24 protein-coding genes and 1 pseudogene are annotated in these 20,151 nt (G+C 63.2%); 17 read left to right on the top strand and 8 right to left on the bottom strand.

Going from position 1 to position 20,151, the window contains the following annotated elements; translation table 11 throughout:
* Positions 1-134: 134 nt before the first annotated feature.
* Positions 135-1,733, bottom strand: coding sequence for an FMN-binding glutamate synthase family protein (locus tag LRS08_RS14835; RefSeq protein ID WP_257842953.1), 1,599 nt, complete (start codon positions 1,731-1,733; stop codon positions 135-137).
* Positions 1,734-2,500: 767 nt separating this feature from the next.
* Between LRS08_RS14835 and mbhE the strand changes: the two genes are divergently transcribed.
* The 7 genes and pseudogenes from mbhE to mnhG all read left to right on the top strand — a co-directional run bounded on the left by mbhE (position 2,501) and on the right by mnhG (position 7,964).
* On the top strand, positions 2,501-5,185 hold the full coding sequence (gene mbhE, locus LRS08_RS14840) for a hydrogen gas-evolving membrane-bound hydrogenase subunit E (RefSeq protein ID WP_257842952.1): 2,685 nt from the start codon (positions 2,501-2,503) through the stop codon (positions 5,183-5,185).
* Positions 5,182-5,562 (top strand): sodium:proton antiporter, encoded by a 381-nt coding sequence (locus LRS08_RS14845; protein ID WP_249276588.1) that lies wholly within the window; start codon positions 5,182-5,184, stop codon positions 5,560-5,562. The genes mbhE and LRS08_RS14845 overlap by 4 nt, the downstream gene beginning before the upstream one ends.
* Before the next feature lie 358 nt (positions 5,563-5,920).
* Positions 5,921-6,124: pseudogene (locus tag LRS08_RS20345) on the top strand (proton-conducting transporter membrane subunit); the annotation flags it as partial.
* Between the two features lie 22 nt (positions 6,125-6,146).
* Positions 6,147-7,028 (top strand): proton-conducting transporter membrane subunit, encoded by an 882-nt coding sequence (locus LRS08_RS14850; protein WP_260480885.1) that lies wholly within the window; start codon positions 6,147-6,149, stop codon positions 7,026-7,028.
* A complete protein-coding gene (locus LRS08_RS14855; protein ID WP_136943467.1) occupies positions 7,025-7,360 on the top strand; it encodes a Na+/H+ antiporter subunit E in 336 nt (111 codons plus the stop codon). The genes LRS08_RS14850 and LRS08_RS14855 overlap by 4 nt, the downstream gene beginning before the upstream one ends.
* Positions 7,357-7,629 carry a monovalent cation/H+ antiporter complex subunit F gene (locus tag LRS08_RS14860; RefSeq protein WP_136943468.1) on the top strand — a complete coding sequence of 91 codons (273 nt, stop codon included), beginning with the start codon at positions 7,357-7,359 and terminating at the stop codon, positions 7,627-7,629. Before LRS08_RS14855 ends, LRS08_RS14860 begins: the two co-directional genes overlap by 4 nt.
* Entirely contained in the window at positions 7,626-7,964 is a 339-nt protein-coding gene (gene mnhG / locus LRS08_RS14865) for a monovalent cation/H(+) antiporter subunit G (protein WP_136943469.1), read from the top strand. Before LRS08_RS14860 ends, mnhG begins: the two co-directional genes overlap by 4 nt.
* Here mnhG and LRS08_RS14870 read toward each other — a convergent pair.
* The gene (locus LRS08_RS14870) at positions 7,961-8,392 is read right to left on the bottom strand and encodes a hypothetical protein (protein ID WP_257842950.1); all 432 of its coding nucleotides are present in this window, start codon (positions 8,390-8,392) and stop codon (positions 7,961-7,963) included. The genes mnhG and LRS08_RS14870 overlap by 4 nt on opposite strands.
* Positions 8,393-8,535: 143 nt before the next feature.
* Positions 8,536-9,315: an IS5 family transposase gene (locus LRS08_RS14875; protein WP_374580018.1), complete on the bottom strand. Its 780-nt coding sequence runs from the start codon at positions 9,313-9,315 to the stop codon at positions 8,536-8,538.
* A gap of 146 nt (positions 9,316-9,461) precedes the next feature.
* Here LRS08_RS14875 and LRS08_RS14880 point away from each other — a divergent pair, with 146 nt between their 5' ends.
* Entirely contained in the window at positions 9,462-9,908 is a 447-nt protein-coding gene (locus tag LRS08_RS14880) for a nuclear transport factor 2 family protein (RefSeq protein ID WP_257842949.1), read from the top strand.
* On the opposite strand, the gene LRS08_RS14885 is transcribed toward LRS08_RS14880, so the two are convergent.
* On the bottom strand, positions 9,905-10,423 hold the full coding sequence (locus tag LRS08_RS14885) for a CopD family protein (protein ID WP_257842948.1): 519 nt from the start codon (positions 10,421-10,423) through the stop codon (positions 9,905-9,907). The two genes, LRS08_RS14880 and LRS08_RS14885, sit on opposite strands and share 4 nt — an antisense overlap.
* Positions 10,424-10,517: 94 nt before the next feature.
* Here LRS08_RS14885 and LRS08_RS14890 point away from each other — a divergent pair, with 94 nt between their 5' ends.
* Positions 10,518-10,799: a hypothetical protein gene (locus LRS08_RS14890; protein WP_260480886.1), complete on the top strand. Its 282-nt coding sequence runs from the start codon at positions 10,518-10,520 to the stop codon at positions 10,797-10,799.
* On the opposite strand, the gene copC is transcribed toward LRS08_RS14890, so the two are convergent.
* Positions 10,786-11,175: a copper homeostasis periplasmic binding protein CopC gene (gene copC / locus LRS08_RS14895; RefSeq protein WP_257842946.1), complete on the bottom strand. Its 390-nt coding sequence runs from the start codon at positions 11,173-11,175 to the stop codon at positions 10,786-10,788. The two genes, LRS08_RS14890 and copC, sit on opposite strands and share 14 nt — an antisense overlap.
* Before the next feature lie 108 nt (positions 11,176-11,283).
* On the opposite strand from copC, the gene LRS08_RS14900 reads away from it, so the two are divergent.
* From LRS08_RS14900 to LRS08_RS14910, 3 genes are read left to right on the top strand one after another with little or no spacing between them, the layout of a single operon-like run.
* Positions 11,284-11,568, top strand: a complete 285-nt coding sequence (locus LRS08_RS14900) for a hypothetical protein (protein ID WP_257842945.1) — start codon at positions 11,284-11,286, stop codon at positions 11,566-11,568.
* Positions 11,565-11,999 (top strand): periplasmic heavy metal sensor, encoded by a 435-nt coding sequence (locus LRS08_RS14905; RefSeq protein ID WP_257842944.1) that lies wholly within the window; start codon positions 11,565-11,567, stop codon positions 11,997-11,999. The genes LRS08_RS14900 and LRS08_RS14905 overlap by 4 nt, the downstream gene beginning before the upstream one ends.
* Positions 11,996-12,550 (top strand): RNA polymerase sigma factor, encoded by a 555-nt coding sequence (locus LRS08_RS14910; RefSeq protein WP_257842943.1) that lies wholly within the window; start codon positions 11,996-11,998, stop codon positions 12,548-12,550. Before LRS08_RS14905 ends, LRS08_RS14910 begins: the two co-directional genes overlap by 4 nt.
* Here LRS08_RS14910 and cueR read toward each other — a convergent pair.
* Positions 12,529-12,942, bottom strand: coding sequence for a Cu(I)-responsive transcriptional regulator (cueR, locus tag LRS08_RS14915; protein ID WP_257842942.1), 414 nt, complete (start codon positions 12,940-12,942; stop codon positions 12,529-12,531). The two genes, LRS08_RS14910 and cueR, sit on opposite strands and share 22 nt — an antisense overlap.
* 169 nt (positions 12,943-13,111) lie before the next feature.
* Here cueR and LRS08_RS14920 point away from each other — a divergent pair, with 169 nt between their 5' ends.
* The 4 genes from LRS08_RS14920 to LRS08_RS14935 all read left to right on the top strand — a co-directional run bounded on the left by LRS08_RS14920 (position 13,112) and on the right by LRS08_RS14935 (position 17,123).
* On the top strand, positions 13,112-13,837 hold the full coding sequence (locus tag LRS08_RS14920) for a glutaredoxin (protein WP_257845404.1): 726 nt from the start codon (positions 13,112-13,114) through the stop codon (positions 13,835-13,837).
* 79 nt (positions 13,838-13,916) lie between these two features.
* On the top strand, positions 13,917-15,686 hold the full coding sequence (locus LRS08_RS14925; RefSeq protein WP_257842941.1) for a copper resistance system multicopper oxidase: 1,770 nt from the start codon (positions 13,917-13,919) through the stop codon (positions 15,684-15,686).
* Positions 15,683-16,711, top strand: coding sequence for a copper resistance protein B (locus tag LRS08_RS14930; RefSeq protein WP_260480887.1), 1,029 nt, complete (start codon positions 15,683-15,685; stop codon positions 16,709-16,711). Before LRS08_RS14925 ends, LRS08_RS14930 begins: the two co-directional genes overlap by 4 nt.
* 61 nt (positions 16,712-16,772) lie before the next feature.
* A complete protein-coding gene (locus LRS08_RS14935; protein ID WP_257842939.1) occupies positions 16,773-17,123 on the top strand; it encodes a DUF3147 family protein in 351 nt (116 codons plus the stop codon).
* 459 nt (positions 17,124-17,582) lie between these two features.
* Here the strand turns inward: LRS08_RS14935 and LRS08_RS14940 are convergent, their stop codons facing one another.
* The gene (locus LRS08_RS14940; protein WP_257842938.1) at positions 17,583-17,939 is read right to left on the bottom strand and encodes a response regulator; all 357 of its coding nucleotides are present in this window, start codon (positions 17,937-17,939) and stop codon (positions 17,583-17,585) included.
* 133 nt (positions 17,940-18,072) lie between these two features.
* Here LRS08_RS14940 and LRS08_RS14945 point away from each other — a divergent pair, with 133 nt between their 5' ends.
* On the top strand, positions 18,073-19,164 hold the full coding sequence (locus tag LRS08_RS14945) for a sensor histidine kinase (protein WP_257843169.1): 1,092 nt from the start codon (positions 18,073-18,075) through the stop codon (positions 19,162-19,164).
* Positions 19,165-19,420: 256 nt separating this feature from the next.
* Here LRS08_RS14945 and LRS08_RS14950 read toward each other — a convergent pair whose 3' ends face one another.
* A complete protein-coding gene (locus tag LRS08_RS14950; RefSeq protein WP_257842935.1) occupies positions 19,421-20,053 on the bottom strand; it encodes a tyrosine-type recombinase/integrase in 633 nt (210 codons plus the stop codon).
* Positions 20,054-20,151 lie beyond the last annotated feature (98 nt).

The raw sequence follows: 20,151 nt of genomic DNA on the forward strand, positions 1-20,151 counted from the left end.
GAGGAAAACGCCCGTGCGGCGCTCCTACAGTCTTCTGTCATCGGCGTGCACGACGGCCCCGGCCGGAGCACGCGTCGCTCCAGTCCCGGCAGGCGCCGCGGGCTCGACTGGCCATGCGGCAGTGTGTCGCTGCGTCATTGCGCCAGCTCGAAACTGTCGGAGCGCGCGAGCCGCCATGCCGCGCTGTAGAAGTCGCGGTCGTGCGAACCAGTCAGCAACTCGCCATCTTCGAGAAAGATGTGCAGTTGAGAAAAAAGCCGAATCTCGGTCAATGAGACGCGACGGACAAGGTGATGAGGACCAAGCTGTGAAGGATGGTCCAGGCCTGCCGCAGCGAGCATCTCCGCTAGAGCCTTCATGGTGTTGCGGTGAAAGTTGAAGACGCGCTCGGCCTTGTCCGGCACGACGAGCGCACGCTGACGCATCGGATCCTGTGTGGCGACGCCCACGGGGCAGCGGTTCGTATGACAGGAGAGCGACTGAATACAGCCAAGCGCGAACATGAAGCCGCGGCCCGCATTGGTCCAGTCAGCCCCCAATGCAAGCACCGATGCGATATCGAACGCGCTGACGATCTTGCCGGCCGCACCGATCCTGATGCGCTTGCGAAGCCCTGCGCCGACCAGCGTGTTGTGGACGAACAGCAAGCTCTCGCGCATCGGCATGCCGAGGTTGTCGGCGAATTCGACTGGCGCGGCGCCTGTTCCGCCTTCGGAGCCATCGACCACGATATAGTCCGGCATGATCCCGGTCTCGCGCATCGCCTTGACCATGCCCATGAATTCCCAAGGCTGACCGACGCACAGCTTCATCCCGACGGGCTTACCCCTTGCGAGCCGACGAAGCTGTCCCAGGAACTTGACCAGTTCCAGCGGCGTCGAAAACTCGCGATGGCGAGCCGGCGAGATACAGTCCTCTCCTACCGGCACGCCGCGCGTGGCTGCAATCTCGGGTGTCACCTTCTCGCCCGGGAGGATGCCGCCATGACCGGGCTTGGCCCCTTGGCTGAGCTTGAGTTCGATCATCTTGATCTGCGGATCAGCGGCCTGTTCGACAAAACGGACCGGGTCGAAGCGTCCGTCCGCAGTCCGGCAACCGAAATAGCCACTGCCGATTTCCCAGATAAGGTCGCCGCCATGTTCCCGATGGTAGGGACTGATGCTCCCTTCCCCGGTATCATGTGCAAAGCCGCCTAGACGAGCGCCCTTGTTCAACGCACGAATTGCGTTAGCGCTGAGCGAGCCAAAACTCATCGCCGAGATATTGAAGATCGACGCAATGTAAGGTGGAGCGCCATCATGTCCGCCGATCGGGATCCTGAAGGTTGCCGGGTCGGCGACACGCGCTGGGCGCGTCGAGTGCGCTATGAACTCGTAGCCATTCTGATAGACATCCACGAGCGTGCCGAATGCGCGGTCGCTGCTTTCATTTTTCGCACGTGCGTAAACAAGCGAGCGCTGGGCTCTTGAGAAAGGAGCCTTGTCGTTGTCGCCTTCGATCAGATACTGCCGAATCTCAGGCCTGATTTCCTCGAAGAACCAGCGCAGCCGGCCGATGATCGGGTAATTGCGGCGGACCGAGTGCAGCGGCTGCGCAAGATCGTAGAGACCGATTGCTGATAACACTGCTGTTACTGCGAACAAGGGCACGGCCCAAGCATCCGGGAGATACAGACATGAGACAACGGCGCTCACAAGGCAGACGCCGAGAGCCGTGAAGCGGGTGAAAAACAAAAGTGCCTCCAGGCACGAAGTACCCGCGCCATTCGAGAAATTATTCTGGTTGTATGTTTGTGCGGCGCGAGGACGCCGACTTTGCCTAGGCGAACGTGCCTAGGGGCGCAGTCGCGCCGTGCCGCTGCCCCCAGGGCTCATGGCATTTGAAGGATCAACAATGATCATCAAACTGTAATGAGGCTTTGCCTGTGAGCTTTCAAGACCTGTTCGCGCCGGGGAGGGGCATCAATCATTTGGGGCGTCACGGATTACTCGACTTGCATGGGTGGGCCAAAATATTCGGCTTTGTCCTCGAGTCCGGCCTATTGAAGCACATTGCTCAGAAACAAAGCCATGAGCGCTGTGCCGAAGCGTCGTTTGCGACGCGGCAGCTTTGCCGTTCTCACCGACAAAGGCTGCTAGGCAGCATCCGGCCCAGAAGCGGAAGGGCTGGTCTCTACCTAAGCCAATAGACGGGATGCGCCCTAATCTCAGCCATGCACCGAGACCGGCGCGCAACCAGCGAGTTGCCGTTCGTCGCCCCCCGCCTCCCCCGGCCTAAAGGCATGACAACTGTTACCTAGAAACCAACTGCGCGGCGACATGCGATTGGGACGGTGACCGGACGACAGGCGACCCTGCCTCCGGGGGCGGCTCGGGGATCGACATCGCGCCGATCCCCACTCGCCCTCCATTTCCAATAAGCATGCATCCGATCGCGAACTGGGGCATTGGGTCCGGAGATGTTCGTTATCCTGCTGATTTCCCTGATCGGGGCATGTGTGATGCCGCTCGCCGCACGCGTGATCGGGCGCGGTGCGGGATTGGTGATCGCACTGCTTCCGATCGGCTTGCTCGCCGCCTTCGTCTCCATGGCACCGGTGGTCGAGCGCGGCTGGGTGTTGGGCGAGGGGAGGAATTGGGCGCCACGGATCGGGCTCGATCTGACCTTGCGGCTCGATGGCTTCTCTTTCCTGTTCTGCCTGCTTGTCACCGGCATCTGCGCGTTGGTCGTGGTCTATGCCGGCGGCTATCTGACCGGGAAGCCGCGTCAGGAGCGTACGCGCTTCTTTACCCTGATCCTGCTGTTCCAGACGGCGATGCTGGGCACGGTGCTGGCCGAAAGCCTGCTGGTGATGCTGCTGTTCTGGGAAGCGACCAGCATATTGTCCTTTCTGCTGGTCGGGTTCGACAGCCGCAGCGCGCGCGCGCGGCGCGCGGCGCTGATGGCGCTTCAAGTGACCGCATTCGGCGGGCTGATGCTGCTCGCCGCAGTGCTGATGATCGGCCATGTGCTGGGCAGCTATTCGATGGCCGAGGCGGTGCGGCAGGCCGAAACCATCGCGGCGAGCCCCTTGGGCACGCCCATCGTCGCCTGCATCCTGATCGCGGCCTTCACCAAATCGGCGCAGTTCCCGTTCCATTTTTGGTTGCCCAATGCGATGCAGGCGCCGACCCCGGCGTCAGCCTATCTTCATTCGGCGACGATGGTGAAATTGGGCATTTATCTGCTCGCGCGGTTCGAGCCGGTCTTCGCCGCGACAGGCTGGGGACGGGGCGTGGTGGTGACGGTGGCATGCCTTACCATGCTGGTCGCTGCGCTGCAGGCGTTGCGGGCCGAGAACTTCAAGTCCGCGCTGGCCTATTCGACGATCGCATCGCTGGGCATCCTTACCCTGCTGGTCGGGCTGGACGGCCCCGCAGCGACGGTGGCGATGGTCGGGTTCTTGCTCGCCCATGCCTTGTACAAGGCGGCGCTGTTCTTCTGCGCGGGTGTCGTCCTGCACGCTACGGGTCAGCAGAATCTGCGCGCGCTTGGCGGCCTGGCGCGGGTGCTGCCGTTCACCGCGCTCGCCTGTGTCGGTGCCAGCCTGTCGATGGCCGGCATTCCGCCCTTTATCGGCTTCATCTCGAAGGAATTCCTGTTCGAGGCGCAAATCGAAAGCAGCTGGGAGACCGCCCCACTGGCAATCGCGGTCATCGTCAATGCCGCGATGGTCGGCGTTGCAGGCGTGGTGACGCTGCGTCCCTTCTTCCTCGGCGGCGCCAAGCATCGCGAGCTTCGCAATGGCGAGAGCCTGTCACTGGTCGCGCCACCCTTGCTCCTGGCGGTGGCAGGCCTGCTCATCAGCCTCGACCCCGACTGGATCACGCGCGTCGCGCTACGTCCGGCGGTGGCGGCGGTCTATGGACGTGCGGTCGATGTCGATATCGCGGTCTGGCACGGCCTAACGCCGATGCTGATGCTCAGCGCTGTGGTGATCGGCATCGGCGCGCTGATCGTGCGGTACTGGAGACAGATCCACATCCGGCTGCGCGGCGCCGAGCGGTTCGATCGGCTTGCCCTCGAGAAGCTGTGGGAGCGTAGCCTGCGCGGGTTGATGCACGGTTCGCGCGCGCTGACCGGATGGGTCCAGCATGGCGATCTACGCCGCTATCTGCTGGTGGTCGTGGGCGGGATGGCGGGGCTGATCGCCTGGTCCGTGATCGCGGCGGGCGCCGTGCCACGATTGCCCGACGCCGGCACATGGCGCCTTGCCCCCGCATTGGTGGCGCTGGTCGGGCTCGGCGGCGCGGTCGCGGCGACGCGTGCGCAATCCCTGTTCACCGCCATGATCGCGACCGGCCTTACCGGCTTTTCGATCGCCCTTACCTTCATGATGAACGGTGCGCCCGATCTCGCACTCACCCAGTTCGCGGTCGAGGCCTTGCTGGTCGTATTGCTGACCGCCTTGCTGATGGCGGTCCCTTTGGCCAGCCCAGCCACCCGCACGACGGCGATGCGGCGCAGTGACGCGGTCGTCGCGGGGGTGATGGCGCTGATGCTGGTGGCGGGCATCGTCGATATGGCGGCTGGTCCGCAAGGCTCGGCGGCCAGCGCCTTTTATAGCGAGATGAGCTATCTCGGTGGCAAGGGTCATAATGTCGTCAACGTGATCCTGGTCGACTTCCGCGCCTTCGATACGCTGGGCGAGACGATGGTGATCGCGATGGCGGCGGTGCTGGCCCGCTCGCTGCTGATGCGTCGCGGCCGCGCGGCGCAGGAAGCGGCGCAGCCGTCGGTGCATTTCTCATTTCAGGCCTTTGGGCGTGTCCTCAGCTGGACCCTGCTCGCGGCGTCGCTGGTGATCCTGTGGCGCGGGCATGACCAGCCGGGTGGCGGCTTCGTCGGCGGGCTCGTCGCGGCGCTGTCCTTCGCCCTGCTGTCGCTGGCCTATGGGGTCGAGCGCGCGGAGCGGACATTGCGCGCCGGACCGCTGACATTGGTGGGCATCGGCATGGCCTGTACCCTGGCCAGCGGGCTGCCGGGCCTGATCGCCGGACGTCCCTATCTCACCCATTTGTGGTGGGAGCCTGTCTGGTTTCCCAAGCTGGGCACGACGATGATCTTCGACCTCGGCGTCTATCTGGTCGTACTCGGCGCGGTCCTGGCCTTCCTGTTCGGCCTTCAGCGGGAGGCGACGAAGTGACGATCCTTTACGCGCTCACCGGGGCGGGCATCATCGGCTGCGCGATCTTCATGATCCTGTCGCGCAATCTCGTCCGGATGCTGCTCGGTCTGTCCCTGCTCGCGACCGGCACCAACCTGCTGCTGTTTCTTGCCGGGCGGATTGGCAGCGAACAGCCCCCGATCATCCGCGATGGTGCCAAGGCGCTGGGCGTGTCCGCGGATCCGGTTGCACAAGCACTGATCCTCACCGCGATCGTCATCGGGTTCGCGCTGACGGTGATGCTGGGCGTGCTGGTGCTGCGCGCATGGCGTTCGGGCGGTACGGTCGATGCGCGCGAGGTGGATGCCGCGGAGATGGTCGGCCCGGCTCAGGAACGGGATGACCTGCATGGGTGACGCGCTTCTGCTCACGCTGCCCGTGCTGGTGCCATTTCTGGGCGCGGCGCTGGCGCTGCTGCTGCGCAAGCATCCTGCGGCGGCGCTGATGACAGGGCTGGCGGCGAGCGGGCTTGTCCTGCTGGCCTCGGTCGCCCTGCTCACTCGCGTGATGGTCGATCCGCGCGTCCCCCTGACGGTGTTCGGCGGCTGGCCACAGGGGTTCGGCATCGGTTTCTCGGCGGCACTTCCAGGTTCCGCGCTGGTCGTGGTGACCGCGCTGATCCTGTTCGCCGCGGCGATCTATGCCATCGGTGATATCGGCCCGCGCCGCCGGCGCGGAGGGTATGATGCGTTGATGCTGGCGATGGCCGGGGCGATGAACGGTGCCTGCCTCACCAACGATCTGTTCAACCTTTACGTCTGGTTCGAACTCGCCTTGCTCGCCGCCTTGGGACTGCTGACGATCGACCGCCGCCCGGCGCAGATCGACGGCGCGATCCGTTATGCCGCGTTCGCGATGCTGGCCGCGACCTTCATCCTGATCGGCGTCGGCATGATCTATGGCATGACCGGTACGCTCGATATCCGGACGGCGGGGGGCGGTGCTGGCGGACAGCCCGGCAAGCGTCGCATCGGCAGTTGCCGCGGCGCTGCTGCTCGGCGGGCTGATGCTGAAGTCGGGGCTGGCGCCGTTCCACCTGTGGCTTCCGGCCTCCTATCACACGGCACCGACCACGGTAGCGGCGGTGTTCGCGGGGCTGCTGACCAAGATGGGTTTCTATGCGCTCCTGCTGGTGATGGTGGTGATCTTCGGGGTGGGGCGAGGTGCGCCGGGGGGCGCCCAATTGACACCTCTGCTCGGTGGCATCGCCGCGCTGACGATGCTGCTGTGCGTCGCTGGCGCGCTGGGACAAACCGATATGCGGCGCATCCTCGCATATCATGTCGTCGCGCAGGTCGGGTATATGATGGCGGCGCTCGCGCTGGGGACGCGCGACGGGGTGACCGCAGCGATCTTCTACATGGTGCATTCGATGATCGTGCAGGCGAACCTGTTTTTCGGGGCCGGGCTGATCCGCCGTGCCTCGGCCAGCTGGGATCTGACCCGCGCGGGTGGCATCGTGCGGCGCGAGCCCCTGTTCGCCTTGCTGTTCGCGGTTCCGGTATTGTCACTGTCGGGCATCCCGCCCTTTTCAGGTTTCTGGGCGAAGCTGTTCGTGATCCGCGAGAGCCTCGACGCCGACATGGCCTGGCTGGGCGGTGTCGCCTTGCTGGCGGGCCTGCTGACGATCGTTTCCATGTCGACCTTCTGGTCCGATGCCTGCTGGAAGGATGCGCGGCGCACATCGATGCGCGCGGTGCCGAAGAGCGGACTGGTGGCGATGGCACTGCTCTCCGCCGCCACCGTGGTGATCGGGCTGATGCCGCAATGGCTGTGGTCGATCGCGCAGCTGTCGGCGCGGTTGCTGGAGGGACAGGGATGAAGCAACTCCGCCGTCTCCGGGCGATATGCGTCCTGACCGCGATCTTTCTGTGGGACCTGGTCGTCGCATCCGTCTCGGTCGCACGTATCGTGCTGGCGCCGACGATCCGCACGCATCCGGCGATCATCGCCGTGCCCGTGTCGGTGAGACGGCCCTGGGCCGTGGCGCTGTTCGCCTATTTCACCTCGCTCACACCGGGGTCGACCTGTCTGCACGTGTCGGACGACCGCACGCGCCTCTATCTTCACATCCTCGATACCCAAGATGCCGAGGCGTCGGTCGCGCGGTTCAAGCAACTCTACGAACGCTGGATCCTGGAGCTGGAGGCATGACGCTGACGATCCTGTCCGCCGTACTCGGCCTGGTGCTCGCCATCGCACTGGTGCTGGCCGGATGGCGGATGGTGCGTGGGCCGGGCTTTGCCGATCGCGTGATCGCGCTCGATATGCTGACGGCGATCGCGGTCGGCTTTGCCGCACTGACCGCCGTGACGACCGGGCGCGGTGCGTTTCTCGACATCGCGCTCGGTATTGCACTGATCAACTTCGTCGCGACATTGGCGTTCGCGGCATTTCTCGAACGGAAGCGGAGGGAACCATGATCGTCGTGGCGATGGTGCTGATGACGCTTGGCACCGCGTTTGTTCTCGCGGCGGCGATCGGTGTCATTCGCCTGCGCGACCCGTTGCAGCGCATGCACAGCGCCACCAAGGCGGGCACGCTGGGCACGGCCCTGCTGATCCTGGGCGCATTGCTGACCGGCACGATCGATCGAACCGGCACCGGCCTTCTCACCCTGATCTTTCTGCTCATCACCCTGCCGCTCGTCGCGCAGGTGCTTGCGCGTGCCAGCTATGTGTCCGGGAGCAGGCTGGAGGGGATCGGAAGCGACCCGCTGGACGGCGAACTCGACCGCACGGACGAGATGCTGCGCTAGTTCGGCAGGCTGGTCAGCCCAGTGTCGGTCGGTGCCGGCGCGCCAGTTCCGATCCTGTCGCGGATGTCCAGAAACGCGGCGCGGACGTCGGGGTCGATTTCCGAGTCTTCCGCATAATCGTCGATCAGGATGCGCAGCCGGTCTTTCGCTTCGCGGCTCGCGACGACCGCAGCATCGTCGTCGTCGCCGAACCATTGATCGATCCCCAGTTTCAGCCGATCAAGGAATTGCAGCATCGAGCCGGGCTTCCCCTTGATCCCTGTCGACACCTTGCTGGCGAGTGCCTCCAGACGATCCGCGCGATCGTTCATGATCCGGGTCAACCCGGGATCGTCGGCTGTCCCCGCAGCGGATCGATGGATCCTTCCGGCATCCGCAAGGGCATCGGCAAGCGCCCGCAATGCGGTCTCGTCCTGCTCGTGCGACACGGCTTCGATCCCCAGTTTTGTTTGTACTGGCTAGGTGAACCATCGCTTCAGCTCACAGTTCCCGCCGGATGCCGGAGCGGCGCCACGGGGAAAGCAACAACGACTAATGTCAGCTCTCGCGAATTTTCGACTAGGGTCGGGACTCATAACCACCATGTGACGGCTGCGGCGAGGTAGATGGCGCTGAGGAAGTTGGTGGCGAGCTTGTCGTAGCGGGTGGCGATGCGGCGATAATCCTTGAGGCGGCAGAACATGCGCTCGACGGCGTTGCGGCCCTTGTAGAGCGTCTTGGAGAAGCAGCTTTTCCAGCGGCGGTTCGTCTTGGAGGGGATGTTCGGAACGGCACCCTGCCGCTCGATCAGGTCGCGGATCGCATTGCTGTCGTAAGCCTTGTCCGCGAGCACGATGGTGCGCGGCGCGAGATCATCGAGCAACACATCGGCTGCGCGGCAGTCGGCGACCTGGCCACCGGTCAGCAGGAAGCGGAGCGGCCGACCTTCGCCGTCGGTGAGCGCGTGGAGCTTGCTGTTGCGGCCGCCCCGGCTGATCCCGATCGCCTGGACGAGCGCCCCCCCTTTTCCACCGCCCGCGGAGCGGTGCGCCTTCATATGCGTGCTGTCGATCAGGACCTCGGCGGGCGGCCCGCCTGCTGCCGCGAGCGTGACGAACAGCTCCTGCCACACACCCTTTGCCGCCCAGCGCACGAACCGGTTGTAGAGCGTCTTCCTCGGCCCGTAGCAGGCCGGCGCGTCGACCCAGCGCCCGCCCGACTTCACCACATGAATGATGCCGCTGATCACCCGCCGATCATCGACCCGCGCCACACCGCGCACCTTGTCCGGCAGCAGCGGACGCAGCCGCTCGAACTGGGCTTCACTCAACCAAAACTCGCTCAAATCCACGCTCCTGCTGGCGCAGCGCATGAATCACATCCCAGCCGCCAAGGGAATCCCGTTTATGGGTCCCGACCCTAACGTGTGGCCACGCCCGATGAGGGACACATTGGCAGTTCGCGTATTTATATGGCCGGTGGAGGGGGAAAATGATGAATACAGGACTGTTGATCGCAATGACGCTGGCGCTTGTCGGCTTGAGCAAGACACCACTCGCAATCGCCACAACCGCTGAGGACATCGCCGCCGTCCAACCACCAATCGCGACGGTGGACAGGTTTCACTTAGCGTTGGCTGAGGGGAGAGTCGAAGCCGCGCTCAGGCTGCTGAGCGACGATGTGCTGATCTACGAGTCCGGTCGGGCAGAGCGCAGCAAGGCGGAATATGCGAACCATCATCTTAAAGCGGACGCCGAGTTCGCGGGCGCGACCCAACGCAAGCTGGTGAAGCGTACGTTCTGGATCGGAGCCGAGTCCGCCTGGGTCACCAGCGAAACCGAGACGACCGGCACTTTGAAGGGGAAAACGCTTGCCCTTACCGGCACGGAGACGATGATCCTGCGTCGAACGGCTGGCGTGTGGAAGATCGTCCATATTCACTGGTCATCGGCGACCAAGCGCTAGTCGGGTGATAGCGTTCCAAGGAGCGCAACCACCAGCACCGCAGTGATGCCGAGCGCTAATTCGAGCAACAGGCTGATGCGGATCGCGCGCATGTCGCGACCGGCGGCATGTTCGAGTTGCGGGGTGAAGCGCCAGCGATTTGCCGCCGCGAATGCGAGCATCGCCAGGAACAGGGCGATCTTGACCGCCAGCGTCTGGCCATAGTCGCTCGCGATCAACTGCACGGGACGGGCGAGATCGGCGATCAAGGCGAGGTTGATCACGCCGGTCACAATCAGCACACCGACGACTGCCGTGCCTGTGTTCGCGAAGTGGCGCAATGCCGGGACGATCTCGTCGATCGCGGGCTCGCGCCGCCCGATTGCAACGAGCAGAAGGACCAGCGTGCCGATCCAGATGGCGGCCGCGATCAGGTGGAAGATGTCGGACGCCTTATGCAGGACGCCCGTCGCACCCTCGCCAGCCCCCGCATGGCCAGACCAGGCGAGGCTCGCGAGCGCAACTACGCCCAGCATTGTTGGCAGCAGGGGGGGAACGTTCGGATCGCGCTAGCACGGTAAGCACAAGCAGCGCGCCCAAGGCCAGAAGTCGGACCACCGCCCCTTTTCCGTGGCTCGTTTCGAGCGCGATGAAGCGCAGCATTTCGGTATCGAGAAGGGCTTCATCACCGCCGACCATGGCTGCGGCGCTTGCCGCGAAATGCGCGGCAGTGACCACCACGCCAATGGCAGCGAGCAAGGCGATCAAACGCGGCGACACCGCGGTCGGCGCGGTTCGCTGCGCGCACAGGAGCAACCCGGCGATTGCCATCAGATCGAGGTAGAGGAGAAAGCGCAGCGCGACTGCCACGCCTTCCCCCGCTATTACCCCGATCATGTCAGCCGATGGTGAAGCTGTGCGTGCCGGTGATCCGATGCGTGTCGCCGCCGACGACGTGCCAATCGACCCGATAGGTGCCAGCCGGGAGCGGCTTGGCCGAGGTCAGCACGATCGAGCTGCCATCGCTGCCGACGGCCGAGTTGACGCCCGTCATCTTCATGTCGGGGTGGTCGGCCATTCCCGGCATGCCGGTCATGGTCAGCGTCGCTCCCGACAGCTTCGGCGTCAGCCGCTCGCTGAACTTCAGGACGATGCGCGCGGCGGTCTTGACCGTCGCATTCGCCGCCGGGCTCGCGGACAGCAGCTTGGGATGGGCCAGCGCGATGCCCGGCACCGCGAGCAGCGAGAAGATCGCTGCTGCGAACATGGATTTCGAAAGGAAGCGCATGAACTACTCCAGTTGGTTCGATGCATGATACGTGCAGGCACATCGCACCCCTCGAAATTTCGAGGGCACACGCCCATACGCACGTAGTGAGGGGCGGAGACGAAAAAGATGGCAACCGAAATCGACTATACCGCCCACATGGCGCAGACGCGCTGGTCCGAGCATCCCGGCCTCGACGGCATCGAGGAACGTATCATCGCAGGCATCGATGCGCGCAGTTCCGACGCGGTGGGGCCGCGCATGACCGTAATGCTTGCGACGGGCGCGTTGTTGATCGGCGCAGTCTTTGGAGGCGTGCCCGGCCAGCGCGCGGTGGCCGCAACGCCGCATGGATTGGTTGAGCCGGGGCCGCTGGCGCCGTCCACGCTGTTGCTGGGCAGCGCGGCCGAATGATCCGCCGTCGCGCCGGACTCGCGTTGATTGCGTTTGTTGCTGCGCTGTGCGGCGCGCTGGTCGCGCATTTTCTGATCCCTGACCCCGTCAAACCCTCGGTCGATATTCACGCCGTGCTCCACGAACGGCTGAACCTTGACGCCGAGCAGGCGAAAAAGCTGGAGGTTCTGGAGCGCGATTTCGCGGAGCAGCGACGGTCGCTCGAGGCGCGGATGCGCGCAGACAATCGTCGGCTCGCCGCCGCAATCCAGGCGGAGCACCGCAACGGCCCTGCGGTCGAGGCGGCGATCGACGCCACACACATGACGATGGGCGAGCTTCAAAAAGCGACCGTCGCGCATGTCTTCGCTATGCGCGCGTTGCTGCGGGACGACCAGGTCGGGGTGTTCGATGAGGCTGTGACCAAGGCGCTTGTCGAAGCGCCCAAGTGAGCGTCGGCGACGATGGCAGCGATGCCGCTTTGGTGTCGCGAACGCTGGCAGGGGACCAGCGCGCGTTCGCCATTCTGGTCGGGCGCTACAAACGCTATCTCTACGCCATCATCGTCCGGCTGGTTGGCGATCCCGACGAAGCGCTCGACCTGGTTCAGGAGGCGTTCGTGTCGGCGCATGCCGCGCTTCGGCGTTATGATCCCGATCGCCCGCTGCGGGGTTGGCTCGCGCGGATCGCGCTCAACAAGGCGCGGGACTGGCGGCGCAAGGAGCGCGTGCGCGCGGCGCTTCGGGCACTGCTGCCGATCGGCGAGGGTCAGAATGTCGCCGATGACGCTGCCTTGCCCGATCGCCAACTGGCCGACCGCAGCGAACTGACCAGCATCGAACGGAGGATAGCGGGAATGCCCGCGCGCTTGCGAGAAGTGCTGCTGCTGCGGACGATCGACGAACTGACCCAGGCGCAGGTCGCCGAACTGCTCGGAATCAGCGAGAAAGCGGTCGAGACGCGGTTATACCGCGCGCGCCGCTATCTGCTCGATGCAGGGTGATCCGACGGATCGTTCAGCTTCGCGATGATCGGGCATTCCGGCCGATCGTCCCCCGCGCAATGCGACGCAAGATCCCTCAGCGTGTCGGCCATAGCCTGCAAAGAGTTAATCTTGGCCTGAAGCTTGCCGATGTGGCCCGCCGCCATTGCCTTCACATCGGCGCTCTTGCGTTCGCGATCGCGCCACAGGCCCAACAGTTCGGAAATCTCCGCGACCGAGAATCCCAGGTCGCGCGCGCGCCCGATGAACCGTAGCTCGTGGACATTGGCATCCGAATAGTCGCGATAGCCAGAATCGCGGCGATCCGCGGGCGGGATGAGCCCGATCTCTTCATAATAGCGGATCATCTTTGCCGAGATTCCCGTTAACCGCGCCGCCGTGCCTATATTCATGTCTGTCCGCCCGCTGATACCGACGCAAAAAATATAGCGGCACCGGCTTGACCTTCCAATGGTTGGAAGGATTATTGGCCCATCACGTTGGGGTTGGAAGCGACCCTGACTCCGCAAATTCAAGGAGTTCGACGTGGCACGCACCGTAAAGACCGCAGAATTGTTTCGTATGGTGATGCCCAAGCACACCTGTCCCTACGGCCTGAAGGCACTCGATCTGCTCCGGCGCGAAGGCTTTTCGGTCGATGACCATCACCTGACGACGCGATCCGAAACCGATGCGTTCAAGGTAGAGCATGGGGTGGCGACCACGCCGCAGGTCTTCATCGATGGACGGCGCATTGGCGGCTATGACGATCTGCGCCGCTATCTGGGCAAGCGCGTCCGCGACAAGGACGCGGTGACCTATGTCCCGGTCATCGCGCTGTTCGGCGTCGCCGCCGCGATGGCGCTTTCGGCCAGCTGGGCAATCGAACAGAGCCTGTTTACGGTTCGCGCGGCCGAGTGGTTCATCGCTTTTGCCATGTGTCTGCTCGCCCTTCAGAAGCTCAAGGATGTCGAGAGTTTCGCGACGATGTTCCTCAACTACGACCTGCTGGCCAAGCGGTGGGTGCCCTATGGCCGCATCTATCCCTTTGCTGAGCTTGCCGCCGGCATTTTGATGGTCACCGGGACGATGATGTGGCTTTCGGTGCCCATCGCATTGTTCATCGGCACGATCGGCGCGGTATCCGTGTTCTATGCCGTCTATATCGAGCGGCGGGAGCTCAAATGCGCCTGCGTCGGCGGCGACAGCAAGGTTCCGCTGGGTTTCGTCTCGCTGACCGAGAATGTGATGATGGTCGCGATGGCGGTGTGGATGGTGGCAAAACCATCGCTGCTTGCCACGCACTGAGCCCACAGCATGCATCGCCGTGAGGGATGACCCGCATCGGCGCGTAGTCAGGTGCAATTCAACGGAGCTTTAACAAGCCATGGTTCGAACAATGGATCGACGACAGCTGCTCGGCGGCGTCGGGATGGGGGGCGCTGCCCTTGCGCTTTCGCAATGGATGCCGGCATGGGCGCGCAGCAATTCTCCCGGTCTGGTTGCTGACCTCAAGACGGTGTCCGGCGAAGACATCCGGCTGCGCATTGCGCACCAGATGATCCATCTCGACGGCCGCCACGGCCATGCGATCGGGATCAACGGCACCGTGCCGGGGCCGCTGATCCGGTTGCGCGAGGGGCAGAATGTCCGGCTTCATGTCGAAAACGCTCTGGACGAAGACAGCTCGATTCATTGGCACGGCCTGATCCTCCCCTTTCACATGGACGGGGTGCCGGGGGTCAGCTTTCCTGGGATCAAGCCACGCACCACCTTTACCTACGAGTTCCCGATCGTTCAGGCAGGCACCTACTGGTATCACAGCCATTCGGGGTTGCAGGAGCAGATGGGCCATTACGGCCCGATCGTGATCGATCCCGAAGGCGATGATCCGATCCAGTCCGATCGCGAGCATGTGATCGTGCTGTCCGACTACAGCTTCATGCATCCGCACCGGATCTTCCAGAAGCTCAAGCAGATGGGCGGTTACTTCAACCACCAGAAGCTGACCGCGACCGACGGCGAAGCGATGTCGGCCGCCGAGCGGATGGCCTGGGGCAAGATGCGGATGGACCCGACCGATATTTCTGACGTCACCGGCGCGACATACACTTACCTCGTCAACGGCCATGGCCCGAAAGAGAACTGGACCGGCCTGTTTCGACCGGGCGAGCGGGTGCGGCTGCGCATCGTCAATGCGTCGGCGATGACGACATTCAACCTGCGCATTCCGGGGCTGAAGCTCAGCATCGTGCAGGCGGACGGAATGAATGTGCGCCCCGTTGCGGTCGACGAGTTCCAGATCGCGGTCGCAGAAACCTATGACGTGATCGTCGAGCCGAGCGAGGACCGCGCCTACACCTTCGTCGCCGAGACGGTTGATCGCTCGGGAATGGGGGTCGCGACGCTGGCACCTCGGCCCGGCATGCGCGCACCGGTGCCACCGCTGCGCAAGCGACCGCTGGCGACGATGAAGGATATGGGAATGGGTGGCATGGGCGGTCATGGCGCTGCCGCCTGCACGCCTGAGCATGCGGCCATGGGCCATTGCACGATGCCAAGCGGCGACGGCGCGGAACACAGCGCTGGCACCGCGATGAAGCATTCGATGCGCGATTTCTCGGTCGCGCCTGACGTTGCCAAGACGCCGACGGTCCAGTCGATCTCGCCGATGCCAGTCGATCGGATGGGCGAACCTGGACAGGGGCTGGACGATGTCGGCCATCGCGTTCTCAATTATCGTGATCTGGTCGCGCTCGATCGAAACCCCGACATTCGCGGCCCTGAGCGCGAAGTGCGCATCCACCTGACCGGCAATATGGAACGCTATATGTGGGCATTCGATGGCGAGAAGCTGTCCGAGGTTGGCGCCCCGATCCCGTTCACCGAAGGCGAACGCGTCCGGGTCACCCTGGTCAACGACACGATGATGACCCACCCGATCCATCTGCACGGACATTTCTTCGAGCTGGTGACGGGGCATGGCGACCATTCGCCGCGCAAGCACACCGTCAACGTTCAGCCTGGCGGCACCGCTGCCTTCGACTTCACCGCCGACGCAGTGGGCGACTGGGCGTTCCACTGCCACATGCTCTATCACATGCATGCCGGGATGATGCAGGTCGTGACCGTGCGCCCGCAGGAGGACGCGGCATGATCGGCAGCCTACTTCTCGCCGGGACCGGCTTTGTTTCTGCCATGGGTCTTGCGCCCGCCGGACAGACGATGCCGCCGATGGCGGCTCCCAAGGCTGAGGCTCAGGCCGCGTCAGCCTGCACGCCAGAGCATGCGGCGATGGGGCATTGCCAGATGCCTGATACCAAGGCGCCGGCGAGCCCCCCCACGAACGACCCGGATTGTCCCCCCGAACACGCAAAAATGGGGCACTGCACACCCAAGGACGCGGCACCGGCAGAGGATGCGGTCGGCACCGACCTGGCGCCGGGCACTGGCCCGGCACCCGCCCCCGTCGCGGCGAACTATGCCGACCGCGTCTGGGGCCGCGAGGCGATGCAGCCGACCCGCGACGACCTGCGCCGCCATCACGGTGGCGGCACGTTCAGCAAGGTGACGATCGATCTGGCCGAGCTGACCATCGCCAAGGGACATGAAGGATATCGTTTCGAGACCGACGCATGGTTCGGCGGTGACATCAACCGCCTCGCGTTGAAGGCTGAAGGCGAAGGCACCTTTGGCGAGGCGATCGAAGGCGTTGATTTCAAGGCGCTCTACTCACGCGCGATCGGCCCCTATTTCAATCTTCAGGGCGGTCTGAGACAGGAGATTGGTCATGGTCCCGACCGGACCCATGCCGTGATCGGCATCGAAGGGCTCGCGCCCTATTGGTTTGAGGTCGATGCCTATCTGTCGCTCTCGACACAGGGGGAACTGCGCGCCAGTGCGTCGGCGGAATATGACCAGCGTCTGACCCAGCGCCTGATCCTTCAGCCGAAGATCGAGTTCGAGCTATCGGCACAGGACATCCCGGCGCTCGGCATCGGGGGCGGGTTCTCGAGCGCCGAGGCGGGGCTCCGTCTGCGCTACGAGATCGCGCGCGAGTTCGCGCCCTATGTAGGCATCGTGCATGAGCGAAAGTTTGGACGAACCGCATCCTTCGCGCGTGCGTCCGGCGAGGATACGCATGCGACCAGTCTCGTCCTGGGGGTCCGTGCCTGGTTCTGAAGGTTATAGGTGCAGGGCTGAAGATGGTGGCGCATGCGCATAGCGCGGTTCAGGAGGTCTGATGCTCTACCTAGCAATCAAGGCGGCGATTTCCGGCGTGCTCATCGCGCTCGTCTCGGAGATCGCCCGCCGCTCCCCCGGCTTCGGCGCGCTGGTCGCGTCGCTGCCGCTGGTCTCTGTCCTCGGCATGATCTGGCTCTGGCGCGACAAACCCGACATAACGCTGATGGCCGATCACGCACTCGCGACCTTCTGGTATGTGCTTCCCAGCCTGCCGATGTTCTTGGTGATCCCACTGTTACTCAAGCGTGGCGTCGGTTTCTTGCCGTCGCTCGCAGCCGGATGCGTGCTGACGGTGCTGCTCTATGCGGGGATGACGGTTGTGCTGGGACGATTCGGGGTCCGGCTTTAAGGCGGCTACTTCATGACCTCGCGATGCCAGATTAGCGAATCCAGCTTACCGGTTCGAGGCAATGTATATTGAGCAAGCGCATAAGCCTTGGTCGCCACCCCGAATCCACCTGACCTCTAGCGACCGATGGTCGGAGATAACCTCTAGCAGTTGAGCGGATTGAAACGCAGAAATCCACTAGCCTCTTGGCGGGGATCTACCCACTGTCCGCGCAAGTCACGCGATGGCTGCTTTCGTGGTTCGTCCTGCCAAAAGCCGCCAGACCGCTTACGGCCCACATCCCGCCGTGCGTCACCCCTGCCGGGCAATGGCCGAAAATGGGCCGGTAGCGGGATGACAGCTTTTGGCCGAGGCGCGGTGAAAGCTGCCGTTGGCCAGCAGCGGGATCGAGTGGCTGCCTGATCCCGCAAGTTGCCATTCTCAATGGGGAAATGCGGCCAATCAGGAGGCTTTGTTTGGCTATATAGCCGCGATGCCGACTTCGCGAAACGCGGAGATCAGGGCCTGCGCCGTAAAGGGCTTGAGCACGATTGAACCGGGCGGGTTGCATGGTATGCACTCTTCAGGTGTTCCACTGATGAAGATCACTGGAACTGGCCCCAACCTCCTGTGGATCTCAGCCACTGCGTGCGGCCCCGTACCCTCCAGCAGCTTCACATCGGAAGTGATCATGTCGGGCTGGTGAGCTGTTGCTGCGGAGACAGCCGCCTCTTGCGTATCAGCTATTTCAAACGACGTCGCACCCTGTGACTCCAGAATATCCTGGATGGCCATTGCGACCAGTGGTTCATCCTCGATGATCAAAACATGGTACATGCGATAAACTCCTCGCGAATTTTGTTAACGCAGTCAGTACCTTATTGATCCGTAGACGTTCACATGCGGCAATGTTCATGGTACTTGCGGGGCCACCTCGGAACAATTCCAGCCGAGGCAAAAGCGAGTTCTAATGGCCAGCGCATCAATTATTCCAGCAGATGAGCCCTTACGCCTCGCGGCCGTTCGGCGTTACGACATACTCGATACGCCACCTGATGGTGCGTTCGATCGAATCACCGCGTTGGCGGCGCGGCGTTTCCGGGTGCCGATCTCAATCATCAGCATCGTCGATGAGGACCGAATCTGGTTCAAATCGCACCATGGGGTACCGGTTAAGCAGATCGGACGCGATCCCGGCCTTTGCGCCTCGGCCATTCTTTCTGACGATCCGCACATCCTCACCGATGCAAGCATCGATCCCCGCTCGCTCGCCAACCCGTTGGTAGCGGGCGACTTCGGGCTTCGCTTTTATGCTGGCGTGCCCCTGACCACGGACGACGGCCATAATCTTGGGACGCTGTGTATCATCGACAAGGAGGCAAGGCCTATCGACCAGTCGCAGATCGACGACCTGAAAGACCTTGCAGCGATTGTGATGGACCAGATCGAAATGCAGCTTTCGGCGCGACGCGCGGTCTCCCAGGCTGAGTTGATGGCCAAGGAGATCGACCATCGGGTGATGAACAGCCTGCAATTCGTATCGAGCTTGCTTTCAATGCAAAGCCGAGCGCTCACTGACCCGGATACAGTCGGTCATCTCCAGCTTGCCGCCAACCGCGTTGCTGCAGTCGCGCAGGTGCACCGGCATTTTTACGTCGAGGCGACCGATCAGACATCCTGCATCACGTTCCTCAGGCGGTTATGCGCCGAGCTCGCGTCGATTCTCGATCGAGAAATTGACGTAAGCGGTGATGAAGGCGTTATCCCAACCACGATCATCCAACCCATCGGACTGCTCGTCAACGAACTGGTGACGAACGCGGCCAAGCACGGGCGGGGGCTGATCCAGGTACGCTATGAGATCGAGGCCAATCAGCATGCCTTGATCGTCTCGGACGACGGTCGCGATCTTCCGAAAGACTTCGACCCGACAGCTACCAGCCAAAGCTTGGGCATGCGAGTTGTCGTGTCGCTTGCCAGACAACTCGGCGGAGTGTTGACGAGCGGTCACCGACCCGACGGTGGCACCTGTTTCAAAGTGTCGTTTGAGGTGCAACCGTAGTTAGCGGGTGACGCGCGCCGCCACCAGCGCCTGCGACAAAGGCAGCTGATCGGGAAGCGCGGCCTGTTGCCCGCTTTTTGCTGATTGTTGCTTCCAAGTCGCCGGACCGTTTCCCGCCCAAAGGCAGCCGATCCATCACCGCTTGGGTGAACGACCGCTTTCGGGATCAGCGAGGGGCATGGCGAACGACCGGAACTAGGGCGCAAAGCGGTCGGGGATGGGCGGCTCAAGCCCTCTGAGTGAGCCGCCCAAATTTTCAGATTTCAGTCCGCTCGGCAAGAACCAGCGCGTCTTCGATATCGACGCCCAAGTACCTGACCGTGTTTTCGATCTTCGTATGTCCTAATAGGGTTTGGATGGCCCGCAGATTGCCCGTCGCCTTATAGATCATTGCTGCCTTGGTCCGTCGCAACGAATGGGTGCCGTAGGCCTCGCTACGCAGGCCGATTGCGACAACCCACTCGTCGACCAGTCTTGCATACTGGCGCGTGCTTAGATGACCGGAACGATCGACACGGCTTGGAAACACAAAATCGTCCGTCGATCCTCCACGCCGATCAAGCCAGGCAAGCAGGCTCGCTCGTACGTCTGCGGTGATTTCGAACTGGACTGGCTTGCCGGTCTTGTGTTGCGTGACAATCGCACGCGATCTGATCGCTGAACCGTAGACTACGTCGCCAATCGTGATTGAGACCAGATCGCATCCTCGCAGCTTGCTGTCGATCGCGAGGTCGAACAAGGCCCTGTCACGCAGTCGGCCCTCACGATCCAGAAAGAAGCGAATGGCCCATATTTGCTTCTGTGTGAGCGGTCGTTTGGTGCCAACGACCTTTCCCGCGTTCCAAGCCGGCCTTGTCAGCATCATCGGATCATATTGTGCGTGTCCCATTGTCTCTCTCCGCGGTCGCAATTGACCGGGAGCGGGAACGCTGGAGCAGGGAGGATCGCATGATGGGGAGGTTGAAACTGGCCACCATCAAGGTTGTT

Source organism: Sphingomonas sp. J315, from assembly GCF_024666595.1.
Taxonomy (GTDB): Bacteria; Pseudomonadota; Alphaproteobacteria; order Sphingomonadales; family Sphingomonadaceae; genus Sphingomonas.

Coding starts and splice junctions, on each gene's coding strand:
- mbhE (WP_257842952.1), top strand. CDS start 2,501: ATGCCGCTCGCCGCACGCGTGATCGGGCGCGGTGCGGGATTGGTGATC.
- LRS08_RS14855 (WP_136943467.1), top strand. CDS start 7,025: ATGAAGCAACTCCGCCGTCTCCGGGCGATATGCGTCCTGACCGCGATC.
- LRS08_RS14860 (WP_136943468.1), top strand. CDS start 7,357: ATGACGCTGACGATCCTGTCCGCCGTACTCGGCCTGGTGCTCGCCATC.
- mnhG (WP_136943469.1), top strand. CDS start 7,626: ATGATCGTCGTGGCGATGGTGCTGATGACGCTTGGCACCGCGTTTGTT.
- LRS08_RS14875 (WP_374580018.1), bottom strand. CDS start 9,315: ATGCGCTGCGCCAGCAGGAGCGTGGATTTGAGCGAGTTTTGGTTGAGT.
- LRS08_RS14880 (WP_257842949.1), top strand. CDS start 9,462: ATGACGCTGGCGCTTGTCGGCTTGAGCAAGACACCACTCGCAATCGCC.
- LRS08_RS14885 (WP_257842948.1), bottom strand. CDS start 10,423: ATGCTGGGCGTAGTTGCGCTCGCGAGCCTCGCCTGGTCTGGCCATGCG.
- copC (WP_257842946.1), bottom strand. CDS start 11,175: ATGCGCTTCCTTTCGAAATCCATGTTCGCAGCAGCGATCTTCTCGCTG.
- LRS08_RS14900 (WP_257842945.1), top strand. CDS start 11,284: ATGGCAACCGAAATCGACTATACCGCCCACATGGCGCAGACGCGCTGG.
- LRS08_RS14905 (WP_257842944.1), top strand. CDS start 11,565: ATGATCCGCCGTCGCGCCGGACTCGCGTTGATTGCGTTTGTTGCTGCG.
- cueR (WP_257842942.1), bottom strand. CDS start 12,942: ATGAATATAGGCACGGCGGCGCGGTTAACGGGAATCTCGGCAAAGATG.
- LRS08_RS14920 (WP_257845404.1), top strand. CDS start 13,112: ATGGTGATGCCCAAGCACACCTGTCCCTACGGCCTGAAGGCACTCGAT.
- LRS08_RS14925 (WP_257842941.1), top strand. CDS start 13,917: ATGGTTCGAACAATGGATCGACGACAGCTGCTCGGCGGCGTCGGGATG.
- LRS08_RS14930 (WP_260480887.1), top strand. CDS start 15,683: ATGATCGGCAGCCTACTTCTCGCCGGGACCGGCTTTGTTTCTGCCATG.
- LRS08_RS14935 (WP_257842939.1), top strand. CDS start 16,773: ATGCTCTACCTAGCAATCAAGGCGGCGATTTCCGGCGTGCTCATCGCG.
- LRS08_RS14940 (WP_257842938.1), bottom strand. CDS start 17,939: ATGTACCATGTTTTGATCATCGAGGATGAACCACTGGTCGCAATGGCC.
- LRS08_RS14945 (WP_257843169.1), top strand. CDS start 18,073: ATGGCCAGCGCATCAATTATTCCAGCAGATGAGCCCTTACGCCTCGCG.
- LRS08_RS14950 (WP_257842935.1), bottom strand. CDS start 20,053: ATGGGACACGCACAATATGATCCGATGATGCTGACAAGGCCGGCTTGG.